Source organism: Phytobacter massiliensis JC163, assembly GCF_000321045.1.
Taxonomy (GTDB): Bacteria; Pseudomonadota; Gammaproteobacteria; order Enterobacterales; family Enterobacteriaceae; genus Phytobacter_A; species Phytobacter_A massiliensis.
Window position 1 is genome coordinate 1018103 of sequence record NZ_HE578945.1, and the last position, 17110, is coordinate 1035212.

Genomic DNA, 17110 nt, shown 5'->3' on the forward strand with positions numbered 1-17110 from the left:
GCTTTGAGTGTGGCTGGAAATTGGCTGAATGGGTCGTGGAGAATGAAAAATGGGGGGAGGGTCACATATGCCTGGCGGATTGCGTAATCGCCCCCCGTAAAGGGGGGCAAAATCATCACGCGACCGGGCGCGCGATAATGCTACGTGTTTCCATACGAACTTCAGCGATAGTCACATCGATCACATCGGTAACTTTGTAGACCGTTTCGCCTTTAATCTGCACAGTACCGGTCTCCTGGCTGCAAACCAGTTCGTCACGAACGGCGTGCAGGAACGGTGCCGGAATGAAGGCGACCGCGCCGTTATCCACCAGGCGCACGCGCATCCCGCCGCGGCTGATATCAATGATTTCGGCGGCGAAACGGGTATCCGTCCCGGCTTTATTTTGCAGGAAACGGGCGTACAGCCAGTCACCCACGTCGCGCTCGGCCATACGGTTCAGACGACGGCGCTCCGCCATCTGTACGGTAATATCATCTGCCGGCCGCGCTGCGGTTTCGCCTTTGATCACCGCTTTCAGCAGGCGATGGTTGATCATATCGCCGTACTTACGGATCGGCGATGTCCAGGTAGCATACGCTTCAAGCCAAGGCCAAAATGGGGGCCCGGATTGATGCTGATTTCTGCAAACGACTGGAAGCGGCGGATGCGGCTGTCGAGGAAGCCCGACGGCTGGGCATCCAGCTCACGGCGAAGCTTGCAAAAGCCGTTCAGCGTCAGCACATCTTCCGCATCCACATGCATTCCGTGGCTTTTCAGCAGGGCAGCGAGCTGTTCGCCGTTGGCCGGGTCGAAGCCCATATGCACGTTATAAACGCCGAAGCCCAGCTTATCGCGCAGCACGCGGGCGGCGCAGATGTTGGCGGCGATCATGGATTCTTCAACAATGCGGTTAGCAATCCGGCGTGGCTCGGCGACAATGTCCAGCACTTCGCCTTTTTCGCCAAGGATAAAACGATAATCCGGGCGATCTTTAAACACCAGCGCATGGGTCTGACGCCACTGCGAGCGCGCCTGACAAACGCGGTTGAGCAGACGAATCTGGTGAGCTATCGCCTCGCTCTGCGGCTGCCAGCTGCCGTTGTTTTCAAGCCAGTCCGAAACCTCGTCATAAACCAGCTTCGCTTTAGAGGTAATGGTGGCGGCGAAAAAGGTGATGTTATCTTCGATGGCGCCATCGGCATCCAGCGTCATGCGGCAGGCGAGCACCGGGCGCACTTCGTTAGCGCGCAGGGAGCAGAGGTCATCTGACAGCTCGCGCGGCAGCATCGGAATATTAAAGCCAGGCAGATAGTTAGTGAACGCGCGGACTTTCGCCATGCCGTCGAGCTTGCTGCCTTCGGCAATCCAGGCGGTAGGGTCGGCAATCGCCACGGTCAGCTGCAGTTTGCCTTCGGCGTTCTCTTCAACATAGAGCGCATCGTCCATGTCTTCGGTGCTGGCGCTGTCGATGGTGACAAAATCCAGCGCGGTTAAGTCCACACGCTCCAGACCTTCGTCCAGCATCTCAGTCGCCACGCCGTTGGGCGCTTCTTTTTCAAGGTTGTGACGGGCCAGGGTGACCCACCACGGGACGAAATGATCGTCACCGAACGTGATGAACTGGGTCAGCTCCGCATAAAAACCGCGATCGCCCTTAAGCGGGTGACGGCGCATTTCGGCAACGGCCCAGTCTCCCTCTTTAAAGTCGTGGGTGACATCGCGCGCGGCGCGGCAGGGAATAGCGTCTTTAAGTAAAGGGTGATCGGGCACAATAGAAAGGCGATCATCCTTTTTATGAACTTTGCCGACAAAGCGGCTCAGGAACGGCTCAACCAGCTCTTCAGGCTCTGCGGATTCGCGTTCCTTTTCAGTATGAATCACCGCGACGATACGGTCGCCGTGCATGACTTTTTTCATCTGCGGCGGCGGGATGAAATAGCTTTTTTGCCCATCGACTTCGAGAAAACCAAAGCCTTTTTCCGTGGCCTTAACCACACCTTCCGCACGTGGAGTCTGGGAATGAAGTTGCTGTTTTAGCTGCGCGAGCAGCGGGTTGTCCTGAAACATAGTTATCTATTTTCGTGGCTGAAAGAGCGGCTGACAGTTTTACGCGAATCTGACCGTTGCAGCAAGCGCTCTTTCGTTATTAGCCACTGGTCTGGCGTGCGGGTTGTTCAGGGAAAAGTGACATCGCCCGCGGCAATTTTAAGGCGGTTGAACCAGCCGCAAAGCGCGCTCCAGATAAGCAGCGAAATGGCAGAAGCTTCGCTGAATCCGCTCTCTTTCAGGAGCGCTAAATGGGCCGGACTAAACCTGTCAGGCGCGCAGGTAAGGTGTTGCACGCTCTGCAAAACCGCATGCGCTTTTTTATCCTCGCCGCTGTGACTCAGCGGGTCGTCAGACAATACAGCCTCAGCCAGTATCGCCCCTTCCTGACGGTATTCGCCAAAACAGCTTACGCTGCCGTTGACGCGCGCAGTATAGAGGGCGGCAAGCTGCTGCCACGGCTCGTCAGACGCCTCGCCGACCACCGCCTGGTATATCTCCCCCAGCGCATCCAGTGTGGAAGCGTGGTGGGCCAGCACCGGCGCCAGCAGGCGGAACGCAGGCAGCGGCTGCCAGTTAGCCAGCGACTCCAGTTGACGGGCGCTGGCCGTGCGAATTTCCACGCCCTCGATACCCGGCTGCCACGACCCCGAAAGGTCGGCAAAGCGCCCGGATGCGGAGGGCTGCTGCATCTCCATACCGGGTAGCCAGCGAACCGGCTGCCCAAGCAGCGCCTGGAAGACGGCAACGGCCCGCGCCTGAAAACTGATAAAGCCGATAATCTGGCTCATCAGCACGATGTCATGCCGGGTCAGGCCGACGTCTTCGAGCTGTTGGCGGGCGCGGGCGTCAATCACGTCGGGTGAAAATGCCAGCTGGCGGGCGAACTGGGTCATCTGCGCCAGACGCTGATTGCTCTCTCTGGACGAATCAGGGCCGGGAAGCGGCGCGAGGCGGGCGGCATAATGGTTGCAAAGACGCTGGACGCCATAAACCTGCGCCACGGTGAGGGCAGTGCTCAGGCGATCGTAGGCGCTGAAGGTATGCAGGCGGTTAACCATTACCCGCTGTGCAAAGAGCAGGTTATAGACCTTTCTGGCAGGTTGCAGCCAGCCTTCAAGCGTGGTGGTGAACGCTGGCGGCAGCGTCAGATTAAGCAGAAAGGGATCGTCAACGGCGGCCGCTTCGGGAACCAGTGGCAGCGCCTGCGCCTGACGGGTACTCGACTGGGTTTCGTGATACCAGTGACTTTTGCCGGAAAAGCGGCGTTGTTCCATGGTCGTTCCTTGGTCTGAAAAAGGCGATCCCTGACATCGTTAAGAAGGGATCTTTTTCGCTGCTTTATCCTGGCGTAAGCCGTCAGGAGGACCAAAGAATGTTGCGTGATAATAAATAGCGGAACGCTATAAAGGCCGGGAGAAATCGCCCCCGGAACGGGGGGCGAAAAGGGATTATTTCAGTTCCAGTTCGTTCATTGCGGCAATGCTGAAACCGCCGTCAACGTGAACCACTTCACCGGAGATACCGGCAGAGAGGTCAGAGCAGAGGAACGCTGCGGAGTTACCCACGTCTTCGATGGTAACGGTACGACGAATCGGCGTAACCGCTTCACAGTGCGCCAGCATCTTACGGAAATCTTTAATACCGGATGCGGCCAGGGTGCGGATCGGGCCAGCAGAGATGGCATTGACGCGTACGCCCTCAGGACCCATCGCGTTCGCCATGTAGCGCACGTTGGCTTCCAGAGAGGCCTTCGCCAGACCCATAACGTTGTAGTTAGGGATTGCGCGCTCAGCACCCAGATAGGAGAGGGTCAGCAGAGCGGAGCCAGGGTTGAGCATTTCACGGCAGGCTTTTGCCAGCGCGACGAAGCTGTAAGCGCTGATGTCGTGAGCGATTTTGAAGCCTTCACGGGTGACTGCATTCACATAGTCGCCGTCCAGCTGGTCGCCAGGGGCAAAACCGATGGAGTGAACGAAACCGTCAAACTTCGGCCACACTTTTGCCAGCTCGCCGAACAGCGCGTTGATGCTGTCGTCTTCTGCAACATCGCAGGGCAGTACAATGCTGGAACCCAGCTGTGCGGCAAACTCTTCCACGCGGCCTTTCAGTTTATCGTTCTGATAGGTGAACGCCAGTTCAGCGCCTTCGCGGTGCATAGCTTGCGCGATACCATAGGCGATGGAAAGTTTGCTGGCAACGCCAGTCACCAGAATGCGCTTACCGGTAAGAAAACCCATAGCTTTTAATCCTTATAGTCATTGCTTTTATTTACTTTAGCAATCAGATGGTTGCGATTGCCATTTCAACTTAAATCAAAACGAAGGCGAATTATCCCAGCCACAGCGGGCGGTGTCACGCTTTTTCCGTGGCGGCAGGCGTGCCGGCGGGCTTCGTTCAGACGGCGTTGATGACAGTTCGATACAGCGAAAGTATATCATCAGACTAAGATTGCGAGTCATCCAACCAGCGGAGGGAAGGAGGCGCTGAGGGGGCGGTCTATACTGCGAAGTACTCAGTATAAGATTTAACGTAGATAGCGGAATGTGACATGGTTTAAATGAATTTGTTTGATGACATATTAACGATTTATTAATTATTAATATGAATAAATAAAGCTCACCTGGATGATATTTTATGGAAAAATAATATTTTCTCATGCCGGGCTAGCATATGCTGCGTTCGCAGGCGTAATAAGGAGCGGGCAATGCGAAAAATCACTTCTCTCTTGATTGTGTATAGTGCGTTATATCTTTTTTCTGCAGACCTTTTTGCCGGGGAGCTGGATATCACGACTGTAAATCCTGCCAGACCCACGGTCATGACGTTGTTAACATCACAAAAAATCACCCTCGGTAATAGTATTCCCAACTGTACTATGATTGGCGGTTATATCAGACAAAATGTTGGGTCTAATGTTGTTGACACGCATGGTCGGTCCGCTGTGTATTATCTTTCAATGCAAAAAGATGTGACCTCTGGGGAAGAAGTCTGCGCCGGACAGTATGCAAATTATAAAATCTACAAAACCACAGTAGATGGTATTGGCATTTCATATAATGATGCCGATCCTGGTTCGCAATCCAGAGGCAAGATCATTCCTTTGTGGCCACAACTAATCCCCAAATCGACCTATTCAGGTTCTTCAGTCAGAATTGATGCCTGGGTTGATATTCGTTTGTGGAAATACTCTTCTGCACCTAATACGTTGCCAGCAGGTCTGCTCGATGTGAAAGGCCCCATGATTGTGCAGGTTGTAGGGCCGGTTGCTGGCGATACCTTAAATACCTGTTCCACAGATAAAGCCGTTGCCGGGACGTCGACGGTTTGCTTCACGGACAGACGCGTTCCTGTCTACATGTCAACCATCTACGCCAGCACCTGCGAATTCGTCAATGCCTCGAAGACCGTGCAGATGGGGGCGCGCAATATCCCGCCCAACGCGGCGCAAGGGTACGGTACGCCCTGGGTCGATGCCAGCTTCCAGCTCCGTTGCCCGGACGCCTGGGGGTACAGCAGCGATGTAGCCAATATCTCGACTATCACGCCCAATAACGGGGTGATGGTCACTGTCCAGCCTTACGATGGTTTTGTGGATGCCAGTAACGGCATTATCAAACTCGACGGTAGCGGGGCGCAGGGGGTCGGCATTCAGCTTGCGTGGGGGGATTATACCGGTCAGGGTGCGGTGCCCGCAAAACCGGTAAAACTGAACACGCCGACCTACGCCAACACCATTAGCAGTAACTTTAGCGCCGCCCCTTATGCCATCGGCAGTAATCCGGCTTCTGGCGATGGCACTATTAATATGGCCGCGCGCTATATCCGTACCACGGGGACGCTACAACCCGGCCCGGCTAACGCAAAAGTTGAAATCCTGGCGAACTACCAGTAACGGGGGGACGCGGATGCTGCGATCTGGTAGCCCGGATAAGCGTAGCGCATCCGGGAAAAGCAAACGCCTTAGCGATCCTGCCGCCAGGCGTCTGCCGTCAGCGCCTCGCCAAAGTGCCCCGCAATCAGACGCTTGGTCAAATCATGCAGAGGGGAGGCGAGCACGCTGGCGGTACTGCCGCGTTCGACCACTTCCCCCTGATGCATCACCAGTAGCTGGTCGCTGATGTGCTTCATCATGCCGATATGCTGGGTCACGTAAATGTACGAAATGCCCTGTTTTTCCTGCAACTCCAGCATCAGATTGATAAGCTGGGAGCGCATGGACATATCCAGCGAGGCCAGCGCTTCGTCAGCAATGATCACTTTCGGGCGCAGAATGAGCGCCCGCGCCAGCCCCAGACGCTGTTTTTGCCCCGGCGCGAACATATAGGGGTAGTAGCTGGCGTGATCCGGCAGCAGGCCCACCATTCGCAGCGTCTCATAGATGCGCTTTTTCCGCGCCTCCGGCTCCAGGTCAGTGTTCAGACGCAGCGGAAAATCCAGGATCTGCGAGATACGCTGGCGCGGGTTGAGCGATGTCGAGGGGTCCTGAAAAATCATCCTGATGCGCTGGCTGCGAAAAGAGTAATCGCCATAGTGAAGGGGATGATCGTCAATCAGCAGCTCGCCGGTTGTCGGCTCTATCATGCCCGCCAGCATTTTCGCCAGCGTCGACTTGCCAGAGCCGTTTTCGCCAATGATTGCCAGCGTCTGTTTCTCGCGCAGGGTAAAGCTCAGCGGCTTGACCGCTTCGACAGTTTGCGGGCGGAACCATCCCGTGCGATAGCGAAAGGTCTTGCTCAGATTACGCACTTCAAGCAGGGTTTCGACCATTTCACTCTCTCTCCATGTTCAGCGGAAAATGGCAGGCGAAAAGATGATTTTTCGCCCCAGCCAGGCGTGGCGTCTCCACGCATTTTCGTTGCGCGTACGGACAACGGGGGCCAAGGCGGCAGCCTATCGGCAACTGTTCCAGCAGCGGTATCGAACCGGGGAGCGTGTTCAGGCGGCTTTTGTGCGGCATGGCGCTGCCAAAGTCGGGAATAGCGCGAATCAGCGCCTGGGTATACGGGTGATGCGGCACGCTAATCAGCTCCTCGCTTGGTGCGGTCTCCACCGTCTGGCCGCAGTACATCACATTAATGCGGTCCGCCCACTTGCTCAGCATCTGCAGGTCGTGGCTGATAAGCAGAATGGTCGTGTTGTTATTCTGGTTAAGCCGGGAGAGCAGGCGGAAAATCTGCGCCTGCGTCGTTGGCTCCATGGCGTTGGTCGGTTCATCGGCAATCAGCAGACGCGGCTGATTAGCCAGCGCAATGGCGATCATCACCTTCTGGCACTCGCCGTCGGTCAGCTCATAGGGAAAACTGCGCATCGCATCTTTATGATCTTTGATGCCCACCCGGTGCAGAAGCTCAATGGCGCGGCGTTTGCGCCAGCCAAAGCGCTGCCAGATTTTACCTTTAAAAGTCCAGCGGGGGATGTTCTGCATCAGTTGTTTCCCCACCCGCTCCGACGGGTCGAGACAGGATTGCGGCTCCTGGAAAATCATCGACACGTTATGGCCCAGCAGCTTACGCCGCTCGCGCGCCGACAAACGCATAAGGTCGATATCATCAAAGCGCATGCGGTCGGCGGTGACGCGCCAGTTTTCTTTGGTCACGCCGCAGATAGCCTTGGCGATAAGGCTCTTGCCGGAGCCTGATTCGCCCACCAGCCCGCGAATCTCGCCTTCGGCCATGGTCAGGCTCACTCTGTCCACGGCTTTAACCCAGTTCTCGCCGGTTTTTACTTCGATGGTCAGATTACGGATATCCAGCAGCGGCATTATTCCACCCCCGCGTTAATGGCGCGACGGATGCCATCGCCCAGTAAATTAATCAACAGTACGCTCAGCATAATCGCTACGCCGGGGAGCATCACGGTCCAGGGGGCAACATAAATCAGCTCCAGCGCGTCGCCGAGCATCGCGCCCCATTCCGGCGAGGGCAGTTGCGCCCCCAGGTCAAGGAACCCCAGCGCGGCGATATCGAGAATCGCCATTGACAGCGCACGGGTAATTTCCGTCACCAGGCCGGATGTCATGTTCGGCAACACCGCGAACCACAGGATATTCATTGTTGAGGCACCGTCCAGACGCGCGGCGATGACGTACTCTTTTTCCAGTTCATCGTGCACCATGCTGTAAACGGAGCGCACCATACGCGGCAGCAACGCCAGCCAGACGGCGAACATGGCGTGGGAGAGGTGCGGCCCGGCGAAAGCAACAACGATAATCGCCAGCAGCAGCGATGGAATAGAAAGCAGCGTGTCCAGAATATGGTTAAGCACCGCGGACCGCAGGCCGTGCGTAGCGCCGGCAATAACCCCTAACACCAGCCCGACAAAGGTCGCCGCCAGCGTCACCAGAAACGCGCCGCCCACCGTGGGCGCCGCGCCGCTCAACAAGCGGCTCAGAACATCGCGCCCCAGGTCGTCGGTGCCGAGGAAAAAAGAGACCTCGCCATAGCGCGACCACGACGGCGGCAGCAGCTGATAGCCGAGAAATTGCTGATCGATGCCGTAAGGGGCGAACCAGCCGCCAAATACGCAGAGTAAGATGAGCCCCGCGCAGCCGTAAAAGCCGATCATGGCGGGCGTGTCGCCATAGAATTTGCGCCACACGGTGCGCAGCGCGCCAGGCGGGCGCTTTTCGCTGTATACGCTATCGTAAGGCATACCAGTCCTTATGCTTCAAAGGGTTTGCCAGCGCGCCGATAATATCGGACAGGACGTTAACAATAATGACCAGCGAGCCGATGACCATGACGCCAGCGGAAATGGCCGCGTAATCCTGCTGGCGGATGGCGTTAATCAGCCAGCGGCCAAGGCCCGGCCAGCTAAAGACCATCTCAGTGATCATTGCCAGCGTTAACATGGTGGAAAATTGCAGCCCGAGGCGCGGAATCACCGGCGGCAGGGCGTTATGCAGTACGTGACGGCGAAGAATGGTGAACCGGGAAAGGCCGCGTGTCGCCGCCGCCTTAATGTAGTTCTTATCAAACACCTCTATGGTGCTGAGGCGCATCAGCCGGATCACCTCCGTCGTAGGAGCGACGGCCAGCGTCAGTACCGGCAGCACGATGTGGCGCACGGCGCTAATGATCATCTCTTCACGCCACGGCGAGTCGGAGAGCCAGGCGTCGATAATGGCGAACCCGGTCACCGATTTCACCTCATAAAGAAGATCGAAACGCCCGGAAACCGGCAGCCAGCCAAGCGTCAGCGAAAAGAACAGGGTGAGCAGCAGCGCCAGCCAGAACACCGGTACGGAGAACCCCAGCAGCGCCAGCGCGCTGATAAACTTGTCCTGCCACTTGTTGCGGGAGATACCCGCTATCATCCCCACCGGTATCCCCACCAGCAGAGCGAAGCCGAAAGCCAGAATGCACAGCTCCATTGTCGCCGGGAACACCTCTTTGAGCTGTTCGGAAATCAGCTGACCGTTAATGCTTGAGACGCCAAAATCCCAGTGGAGCACCCCTTCGAACCAGAACACCCAGGCGTTCCATAACGACGCGCCCTGTAAGGGCGCATGGGGGGTGAAATAGCTCAGGCTAAAGCCAATAAAGGTCAGCAGAAACAGCGTGACCAGCAGAAGTAGCAGCCGACGCAGGGTGTAAATGATCATGGCTGCTTTCCTTTCTCTTTTTCCCGCGTGACCCCGGCAAAGGAGGCGCTGCCAAACGGGCTCACCACCAGGCCTTTAATGTCATAACGATGAGCCTGTAGCCGCAGCGACGAGGCCAGCGGCAGGACCGGTAACTCCGTGGCCAGAATTTTCTGCGCTTCGTTGTAATCGTCGATACGGGCGGCGAGCTGCTGCGAAGCCAGCGCCTTTTGCAGCACGCTGTCGAACTCGCGATTGCACCAGTGGGCAAAGTTGGTTTGTGAATCTATCGCCGCGCAGCTTAACAGCGGACGAAAGAAACTGTCCGGATCGTTGCTGTCCGTGGCCCAGCCGGAGAGCGTGAGATCATGATTCATATCCATCAGCCGCGCCTCCTGAAAACGTCCTTCAACCGGAACAATATTCACTTTTACGCCAACCTGCGCCATATCCGCCTGAATCAGCTCCGCCGTCTTGAGCGGGCTGGGGTTCCACGCCTGGGAGGTCGTTGGCACCCACAGCTGCAGCGTCAGGTTTTCCAGACCCAGCGCCTTAAGCCGCGCCCGCGCTTGATCGGGGTCATATTCGGTAACTTTCGCTTCGCTATCGTAGGCCCAGGAGGCGCGGGGCAAAATCGACGCCGCGGTTTCTGCCGTCCCGTAATAGATTGACTGCATCAGGCGCTGGTTATTGATCGACAGCGCCAGCGCATGGCGAACCTCGGGGTTGTTCAGCGGCGGTTTGTCGGTGTTAAACGCCAGGTAGGCGATATTCATGCCGGGGCGCAGGGTCAGGCTCAGGCGAGGATCGTTGCGCAGAATCGTCAGCTGGCTGGCGGCAGGCCAGGCCAGCACGTCGCACTCGCCGGTGAGCAATTTCGATAGCCGCCCGGTACCGCCGGAACCTAAGTCCACGACCACCTGCGGCATCAATGGCGTGCCGCGCCAGAAATTGGCGTTACGTTGTAACCTTATATACTGCCCGGCACGATATTCCGCTAGCTGAAAAGCGCCGGTGCCCACCGGCTGGCGGTCAAGCAGCTCCTGACGATCGTTCTTAGCCAGCTTATCGGCATACTCTGCCGACATGACCGACGCGTAGTGGGTGGCCAGGTGCCACAGAAACGAGGCGTCCGGCTGGCGCAGGCGGAACTCGACCGTGCGGTTATCCAGCTTGCGCACGCTGATAACGGAATCGGCAAACTGCAAGCTGTCAAAATAGGGGAAGCTGCCGCCGTTGACGTTATGCCAGGGATGGTTACGGTCGAAAATACGCTGGAAGGTGAAAACGACGTCGTCAGCATTAAGGTGGCGTGTCGGGGTAAACCACGGGGTGTGCTGGAAAGAGACGCCATTACGCAGGTGAAAGCGATAGGTCGCGCCATTGTCGAGCACCTCCCAGCTTTCCGCCAGGTCCGGCATTAGCCGGTAAGTGTAGGGATCGACATCCAGCAGGCGATCGTAAAGCTGCGCCGCCAGCGTATCCACAATCAGGCCGCTGCCCGCTTTTTGTGGGTTAAAGGTGCTGACCTGCCCGTTTACACAATAGACAAAGCCGCTATCACGAATATCCGCGGTGGCGGAGAGCGGCGATTCAGCCTGCGAAAACCCGGCCCACAGGCTTGCGGACATCAGCAGGAAAGAGGAAACCAGACGCATGGTGTTTTCAACGGTTTTAGGTTCATGTGCAAAGTGTATCGCACTTGCCAGGGCTTCGTACAAGTGTCTGTTAACAACCGCTGTTATTGTCAGCGATTTCAGCCGATCTGGTGCTTTTTGAGCAGGGCACGCAGCTGGTGATAGGTTAAACCCAGCAGCTCCGCCGCTTTTTTCTGGTTAAATTTGGCCTGCTGCAGCCCTGTTTCAAGCAGGTCGCGTTCCTGCTGATGCTGAAACTGGCGTAAATCTAACGGCAGAGCGGGCAGGTCGCTGGCGGCGGAAGGCGTCGGGGGCGTCGCCAACGCCTGGTCGCGCCGGAATGGGTCGATGATAATCTCATCCAGCGGCGTATCGCTGTTGCCGTGGCGGTAGACGGAACGCTCGACGACATTTTTTAGCTCGCGGATATTGCCCGGCCAGCTATAGCTGAGCAGCGTTTCCTGCGCCCGCGGGGTAAAGCCGGGAAAGAGCGGCAGCGCAAGTTCGCGGCACATCTGAATGGCGAAATGGTCGGCCAGCATAATGATATCGCTCTGCCGCTGGCGCAGCGGGGGCAGGAGCACAACATCAAACGCCAGCCTGTCAAGCAGGTCGGCGCGGAAGGTGCCCTGATTCACCATCTCCGGCAAGTCCGCGTTCGTCGCGCAAACCAGACGCACGTTGACCTGCAAAGGCTGGCTGCCGCCCACGCGCTCCAGTTCGCCATATTCAATCACCCGCAATAGTTTCTCCTGCACCAGCATCGGCGCGGTGGCCAGCTCATCCAGAAACAGGGTGCCGCCGTCGGCGCGCTCGAAGCGGCCGGGGTGCCGCTTTTGCGCGCCGGTAAAGGCCCCGGCTTCATGACCAAACAGCTCTGAATCGAGCAGGTTTTCATTCAGCGCGGCGCAGTTCAGGGAGATAAACGGCCCCTGCCAGCGGGAGGAGAGATAGTGCAGACGATTGGCAATCAGCTCTTTGCCGGTGCCGCGTTCGCCGATGATAAGCACCGGTTTATCCAGCGGGGCCAGGCGTGAGACCTGCTCCAGCACTTCGATAAAGCTGTTTGCTTCGCCCAGAAGGTTATCTTTGTGTTCAGCCATGATGAAATTCGCCATTTGTTAGCGTTATTCACTACTGTAGACCAAAGTGGCGCAGCGGTAAAATGATTGATTGCTATTAAAATCAATAAATTAAAAAGTTGGCACGAAGATTGTAATAACCAGACAGCAGACTTCGTGTCTCATAACAGAAATCAAGAGGACATCATTATGGGTATTTTTTCTCGTTTTGCCGACATCGTGAACGCCAACATCAACTCGCTGCTGGAGCGTGCGGAAGATCCGCAAAAGCTGGTGCGCCTGATGATTCAGGAAATGGAAGACACGCTGGTTGAAGTTCGTTCCACCTCTGCGCGGGCGCTGGCAGAGAAAAAACAGCTGGTTCGCCGCATCGAGCAAGCCACCGCTCAGCAGGCGGAATGGCAGGAAAAAGCGGAGCTGGCGCTGCGTAAAGACAAAGACGATTTGGCCCGCGCCGCGCTTATTGAGAAGCAGAAAGTGACCACGCTTATCGAAACCCTTGAACAGGAAGTGGCCCAGGTTGACGAAACGCTGACGCGCATGAAAGGCGAGATTGGCGAGCTGGAGAAAAAACTGAGCGAGACCCGCGCTCGCCAGCAGGCGCTGACTCTGCGTCATCAGGCGGCCAGCTCTTCACGTGAAGTGCGTCGCCAGCTCGACAGCGGCAAAATCGATGAGGCGATGGCGCGTTTCGAATCTTTTGAGCGTCGCATCGACCATATGGAAGCCGAAGCGGAAAGCCACGGTTTTGGTAAACAAAAAACGCTGGACCAGCAGTTCTCCGAGCTGAAAGCGGATGACGAAATCAGCGAACAGCTGGCGCAGTTGAAAGCCAAAATGAAGCAAGATAATCAATAATATTGCTGGCGGCTTCGGGAGATGCCGCCGCCTTCATCACCTGTAAGGAGTACACATGAGCGCGCTTTTTCTGGCAATTCCCCTGACACTGTTTGTGCTGTTTGTCTTGCCGGTCTGGCTGTGGCTGCACTACAACAACCGTTCGTCCCGCGGCGAGCTGTCGCAGAGCGAGCAGCAGCGGCTGGCGCAGTTAACCGATGAATCACGCAGGATGCGCGAACGCATTCAGGCGCTGGAAGCGATTCTCGACGCTGAACATCCGAACTGGAGGGATCGCTGATGAGCAACTTTACTTATAAAAAACTCTGGCGCATTCCGCAGCAGGGTATGGTCAAAGGGGTCTGCGCCGGTGTGGCGTCTTACCTCGACGTCCCGGTGAAATTGATCCGTTTGATCACCGTGCTGGCCATGCTGTTCGGACTGTTCTTCCCGGTTGTGGTGGCCTATATCATCATGACGTTTGTACTTGACCCGATGCCGGATAACGCGTCAGAAGGCGAGCATATGCCCACCAGCAGTGAACTACTGGACGCGGTGGACGCGGAACTGGACGCCGGTGAAAAACGCCTGCGGCAGATGGAGCGCTATGTCACTTCCGACACGTTCTCCCTGCGCAGCCGATTCCGACAGCTTTAATCAGAGGGCAACAGACCATGGCGAAATGGCAACAGGCAAGGCAAAAAGTGAAACCGGGCATTAAGTTCGCAGGCAAACTGGCGCTGCTGGCGGCGCTGCGATTTGGCCCCGCAGGCGTTGCGGGGTGGGCGGTAAAATCCGTTGCCCGTAAGCCGCTTCGCATGGTGCTGGCCGTGGCCCTTGAGCCTCTGCTTAACCGTGCGGCCACTAAATTTTCGAAACGCTATATGAAATAGCGGGTCGATTTGCGATAACCGCGGCAAAACCCGACGGCATCACAGTGTATAGTCGAAAAAGGATTAAACAAAAGGAAGGATACATGCTGAAACAGACACTTATTGCCGTTACGCTGGCCTTTAGCGCTGGCGGTTTTGCCGCAGAACACTGGATCGACGTTCGCGTACCCGAGCAGTATCAACAGGAGCACGTAGAGGGCGCGGTGAATATTCCGCTGCGGGATATTCAGGCGGGCACGTTTACTCCGCTGCCCAAAGACGACACCCTCTATCTCTACTGCAACTCCGGGCGACAATCCACGCTCGCGACCGAAACCCTCTCCCGCATGGGCTACCAGCACGTCATTAATCTTGGCGGCATCAACCAGGTTGATAAACCGCGCGTGCGGGCAAACTAGCACGCTTTTCAGGCGGCCGCGTTTTTCGCCGCCTTGATAACCTTCTCAATGACCACACTTCATCTACTCTGTGACTATATTCTTCTACCTGACGGCGGCACGGAATGGCGATTGAACGATGGAAAAATGAACTTAACGCGCTGGTGAATCGTGGAATGGACCGCCATCTGCGTCTGGCGGTGACCGGCCTCAGCCGCAGCGGGAAAACCGCTTTTATTACGGCGATGGTCAATCAGCTACTCAATATTCATGCGGGCGCGCGGCTGCCGCTGCTCAGCGCAGTGCGCGAAGAGCGGTTGCTGGGGGTAAAGCGGGTGCCGCAGCGCGATTTTGGTATTCCCCGTTTTACCTATGACGAAGGGCTGGCCCAGCTGTATGGCGCGCCGCCAGCATGGCCGACGCCGACACGCGGCGTCAGCGAAATCCGCCTGGCCCTGCGTTTTCGCTCCAGGGATTCGTTATTACGCCATTTTAAAGAGACCTCTACGCTCTATCTGGAAATCGTCGACTATCCGGGTGAGTGGCTGCTGGACTTACCCATGCTTGCGCAGGACTATTTGAGCTGGTCGCGGCAGATGACCGGTCTGTTACAGGGGCAGCGCGCTGAGTGGTCGGCGACGTGGCGCAAAATGAGTGCCGGGCTCGACCCGCTGGCCCCGGCGGATGAAAACCGTCTGGCGGAGCTCGCCGCCGCATGGACGGATTATCTGCATCAGTGCAAACGGCAGGGGCTGCATTTTATACAGCCGGGGCGCTTTGTGCTGCCTGGGGATATGGCTGGCGCGCCGGCGCTGCAGTTCTTCCCCTGGCCTGATGTGGATGAGGCGGGCGAGGCGAAGCTGGCGCAGGCGGGCAAACAGACCAACGCAGGTATGCTGCGCGAGCGCTTCAACTACTACTGCGAAAAAAGTGGTGAAAGACTTTTACAAGAACCATTTTTTTGCGCTTCGACCGGCAGATCGTGCTGGTAGATTGCCTGCAGCCGCTGAACAGCGGGCCGCAGGCATTTAATGATATGCGCCTTGCCCTGACGCAGCTGATGCAGAGCTTTCACTACGGCCAGCGTACCCTCTTTCGTCGGCTCTTCTCGCCGGTTATCGATAAGCTGTTATTCGCCGCCACCAAGGCGGACCATATCACGGTCGATCAGCACGGCAATATGGTGGCGCTGTTGCAGCAGCTGATTCAGGACGCGTGGCAGAATGCCGCATTTGAAGGCATCAGTATGGAGTGCGTCGGCCTCGCATCGGTGCAGGCTACCCAGAGCGGGCTGATTGACGTCAACGGCGAAAAAATCCCGGCGTTGCGTGGTCACCGGCTCAGCGATGGCGCGCCGCTGACCGTCTACCCGGGGGAAGTGCCGGCGCGTCTGCCGGGCCAGGCGTTCTGGGAAAAGCAGGGCTTTCAGTTTGAATCGTTTCGCCCGCCGCAGCTGGATGTTGATAAGCCTCTGCCGCACATCCGTCTGGATGCGGCGCTGGAATTTTTACTGGGGGACAAACTGCGATGAGTGAACCGCTAAAGCCGCGTATTGATTTTGAGGGACCCCTGGAAGCCATCACCACGCCGCAGTTCAAAGCGGCACAGGCGTTTAATGGCGCAGAGGCGGAAAACTTTGCGCCCGTAGCGCCGGAGGAGATTGTCGACGAAGGCCCGGCTGAAGCAGCGGTAGAGATTGCGCTGCGGCCAAAGCGCAGCCTGTGGCGCAAAATGGTCATGGCCGGTCTGGCGATTTTTGGCGTCAGCGTGATTGGCCAGGGCGTACAGTGGGCGGCCAATGCCTGGCAGACGCAGGACTGGGTTGCGCTTGGCGGCTGCGCGGCCGGGGCGCTGATCGTTGGGGCTGGCGTGGGGTCGGTTGCCAGCGAATGGCGGCGCCTGTGGAAATTGCGCCAGCGCGCCCACGAACGCGATGAAGCGCGGGAGTTGCTGCACAGCCATGCCACCGGCAAAGGGCGGGCGTTTTGTGAAAAGTTGGCGGCTCAGGCGGGGCTTGATCATGCCCATCCGGCCTTACAACGCTGGTATGCCGCTATTCATGAAACGCAAAACGACCGCGAAATCGTCACTCTGTATGCGCAGATTGTTCAGCCGGTGCTTGATAATCAGGCGCGGCGTGAAATCAGCCGCTCGGCCGCTGAATCTACGCTGATGATTGCGGTGAGCCCGCTGGCGATGGTGGATATGGCATTTATCGCCTGGCGTAATCTTCGCCTGATTAACCGCATCGCTGCGCTCTATGGCATTGAGCTTGGCTACTACAGCCGCCTGCGGCTGTTCCGGCTGGTACTGCTGAACATCGCGTTCGCGGGGGCCAGCGAGCTGGTCCGTGAAGTGGGTATGGACTGGATGTCGCAGGATCTGGCGGCGCGCCTCTCTGCCCGCGCGGCCCAGGGAATAGGCGCCGGGCTACTTACTGCGCGTCTGGGCATTAAAGCAATGGAGCTGTGTCGACCGCTTCCCTGGACCGGTGACGACAAGCCCCGGCTGGGGGATTTCCGCCGTCAGCTTATTGCCCAGGTCAAAGAAACGCTGCAAAAAAACCGCACCCCAACGGCCAGGGAGCCATAAGGCGGTGCCGCTGCGCGTAAAAGTTTACGCCGCAGCGGCCCGCATTTCCGCAAACTGTCAATTATTCTTGACAGACATC

At 57.3% G+C, this 17110-nt stretch carries 15 protein-coding genes and 2 pseudogenes; 8 read left to right on the forward strand and 9 right to left on the reverse strand.

Annotated elements, in window-relative coordinates; genetic code table 11:
* Positions 1-115: 115 nt before the first annotated feature.
* The 3 genes and pseudogenes from ENTHG_RS05090 to fabI form a co-directional block, all read right to left on the reverse strand.
* Positions 116-2049: pseudogene (locus ENTHG_RS05090) on the reverse strand (exoribonuclease II).
* 107 nt (positions 2050-2156) lie between these two features.
* A complete protein-coding gene (locus tag ENTHG_RS05095; protein ID WP_044175145.1) occupies positions 2157-3305 on the reverse strand; it encodes a CMD domain-containing protein in 1149 nt (382 codons plus the stop codon).
* A 174-nt stretch (positions 3306-3479) separates the two neighbouring features.
* Positions 3480-4268 carry an enoyl-ACP reductase FabI gene (gene fabI / locus ENTHG_RS05100; protein ID WP_044175149.1) on the reverse strand — a complete coding sequence of 263 codons (789 nt, stop codon included), beginning with the start codon at positions 4266-4268 and terminating at the stop codon, positions 3480-3482.
* 467 nt (positions 4269-4735) lie between these two features.
* Between fabI and ENTHG_RS24730 the strand changes: the two genes are divergently transcribed.
* Entirely contained in the window at positions 4736-5923 is a 1188-nt protein-coding gene (locus ENTHG_RS24730) for a fimbrial protein (protein WP_081653586.1), read from the forward strand.
* A 68-nt stretch (positions 5924-5991) separates the two neighbouring features.
* Here ENTHG_RS24730 and sapF read toward each other — a convergent pair whose 3' ends face one another.
* The 6 genes from sapF to pspF all read right to left on the reverse strand — a co-directional run bounded on the left by sapF (position 5992) and on the right by pspF (position 12368).
* Entirely contained in the window at positions 5992-6798 is an 807-nt protein-coding gene (gene sapF, locus ENTHG_RS05110; RefSeq protein WP_044175156.1) for a putrescine export ABC transporter ATP-binding protein SapF, read from the reverse strand.
* 1 nt (position 6799) lies between these two features.
* On the reverse strand, positions 6800-7792 hold the full coding sequence (sapD, locus tag ENTHG_RS05115; protein ID WP_044175159.1) for a putrescine export ABC transporter ATP-binding protein SapD: 993 nt from the start codon (positions 7790-7792) through the stop codon (positions 6800-6802).
* Positions 7792-8682, reverse strand: coding sequence for a putrescine export ABC transporter permease SapC (gene sapC, locus ENTHG_RS05120; RefSeq protein WP_044175162.1), 891 nt, complete (start codon positions 8680-8682; stop codon positions 7792-7794). Before sapC ends, sapD begins: the two co-directional genes overlap by 1 nt.
* On the reverse strand, positions 8669-9634 hold the full coding sequence (gene sapB / locus ENTHG_RS05125; protein ID WP_044175164.1) for a putrescine export ABC transporter permease SapB: 966 nt from the start codon (positions 9632-9634) through the stop codon (positions 8669-8671). Before sapB ends, sapC begins: the two co-directional genes overlap by 14 nt.
* Positions 9631-11271 (reverse strand): ABC transporter substrate-binding protein SapA, encoded by a 1641-nt coding sequence (gene sapA / locus ENTHG_RS05130; protein ID WP_044175178.1) that lies wholly within the window; start codon positions 11269-11271, stop codon positions 9631-9633. Before sapA ends, sapB begins: the two co-directional genes overlap by 4 nt.
* A gap of 98 nt (positions 11272-11369) precedes the next feature.
* A complete protein-coding gene (pspF, locus tag ENTHG_RS05135) occupies positions 11370-12368 on the reverse strand; it encodes a phage shock protein operon transcriptional activator (RefSeq protein WP_161624514.1) in 999 nt (332 codons plus the stop codon).
* Between the two features lie 153 nt (positions 12369-12521).
* On the opposite strand from pspF, the gene pspA reads away from it, so the two are divergent.
* The 7 genes and pseudogenes from pspA (at position 12522) to ENTHG_RS05170 (ending at position 17031) form a co-directional block, all read left to right on the forward strand.
* A complete protein-coding gene (gene pspA / locus ENTHG_RS05140) occupies positions 12522-13190 on the forward strand; it encodes a phage shock protein PspA (protein WP_044175204.1) in 669 nt (222 codons plus the stop codon).
* A 55-nt stretch (positions 13191-13245) separates the two neighbouring features.
* Positions 13246-13470, forward strand: coding sequence for an envelope stress response membrane protein PspB (gene pspB / locus ENTHG_RS05145; RefSeq protein WP_044175218.1), 225 nt, complete (start codon positions 13246-13248; stop codon positions 13468-13470).
* On the forward strand, positions 13470-13826 hold the full coding sequence (gene pspC / locus ENTHG_RS05150; RefSeq protein ID WP_044175229.1) for an envelope stress response membrane protein PspC: 357 nt from the start codon (positions 13470-13472) through the stop codon (positions 13824-13826). Before pspB ends, pspC begins: the two co-directional genes overlap by 1 nt.
* A 17-nt stretch (positions 13827-13843) precedes the next feature.
* Positions 13844-14062: a phage shock protein PspD gene (gene pspD / locus ENTHG_RS05155; protein WP_044175241.1), complete on the forward strand. Its 219-nt coding sequence runs from the start codon at positions 13844-13846 to the stop codon at positions 14060-14062.
* An 83-nt stretch (positions 14063-14145) separates the two neighbouring features.
* Complete coding sequence (gene pspE, locus ENTHG_RS05160) at positions 14146-14460, forward strand: thiosulfate sulfurtransferase PspE (protein ID WP_044175255.1); 315 nt, start codon at positions 14146-14148, stop codon at positions 14458-14460.
* A gap of 110 nt (positions 14461-14570) precedes the next feature.
* Positions 14571-15970 (forward strand): annotated as a pseudogene (locus ENTHG_RS05165) (YcjX family GTP-binding protein).
* Positions 15967-17031 carry a YcjF family protein gene (locus tag ENTHG_RS05170; protein WP_044175258.1) on the forward strand — a complete coding sequence of 355 codons (1065 nt, stop codon included), beginning with the start codon at positions 15967-15969 and terminating at the stop codon, positions 17029-17031. Before ENTHG_RS05165 ends, ENTHG_RS05170 begins: the two are co-directional and overlap by 4 nt.
* Positions 17032-17110: the final 79 nt, after the last annotated feature.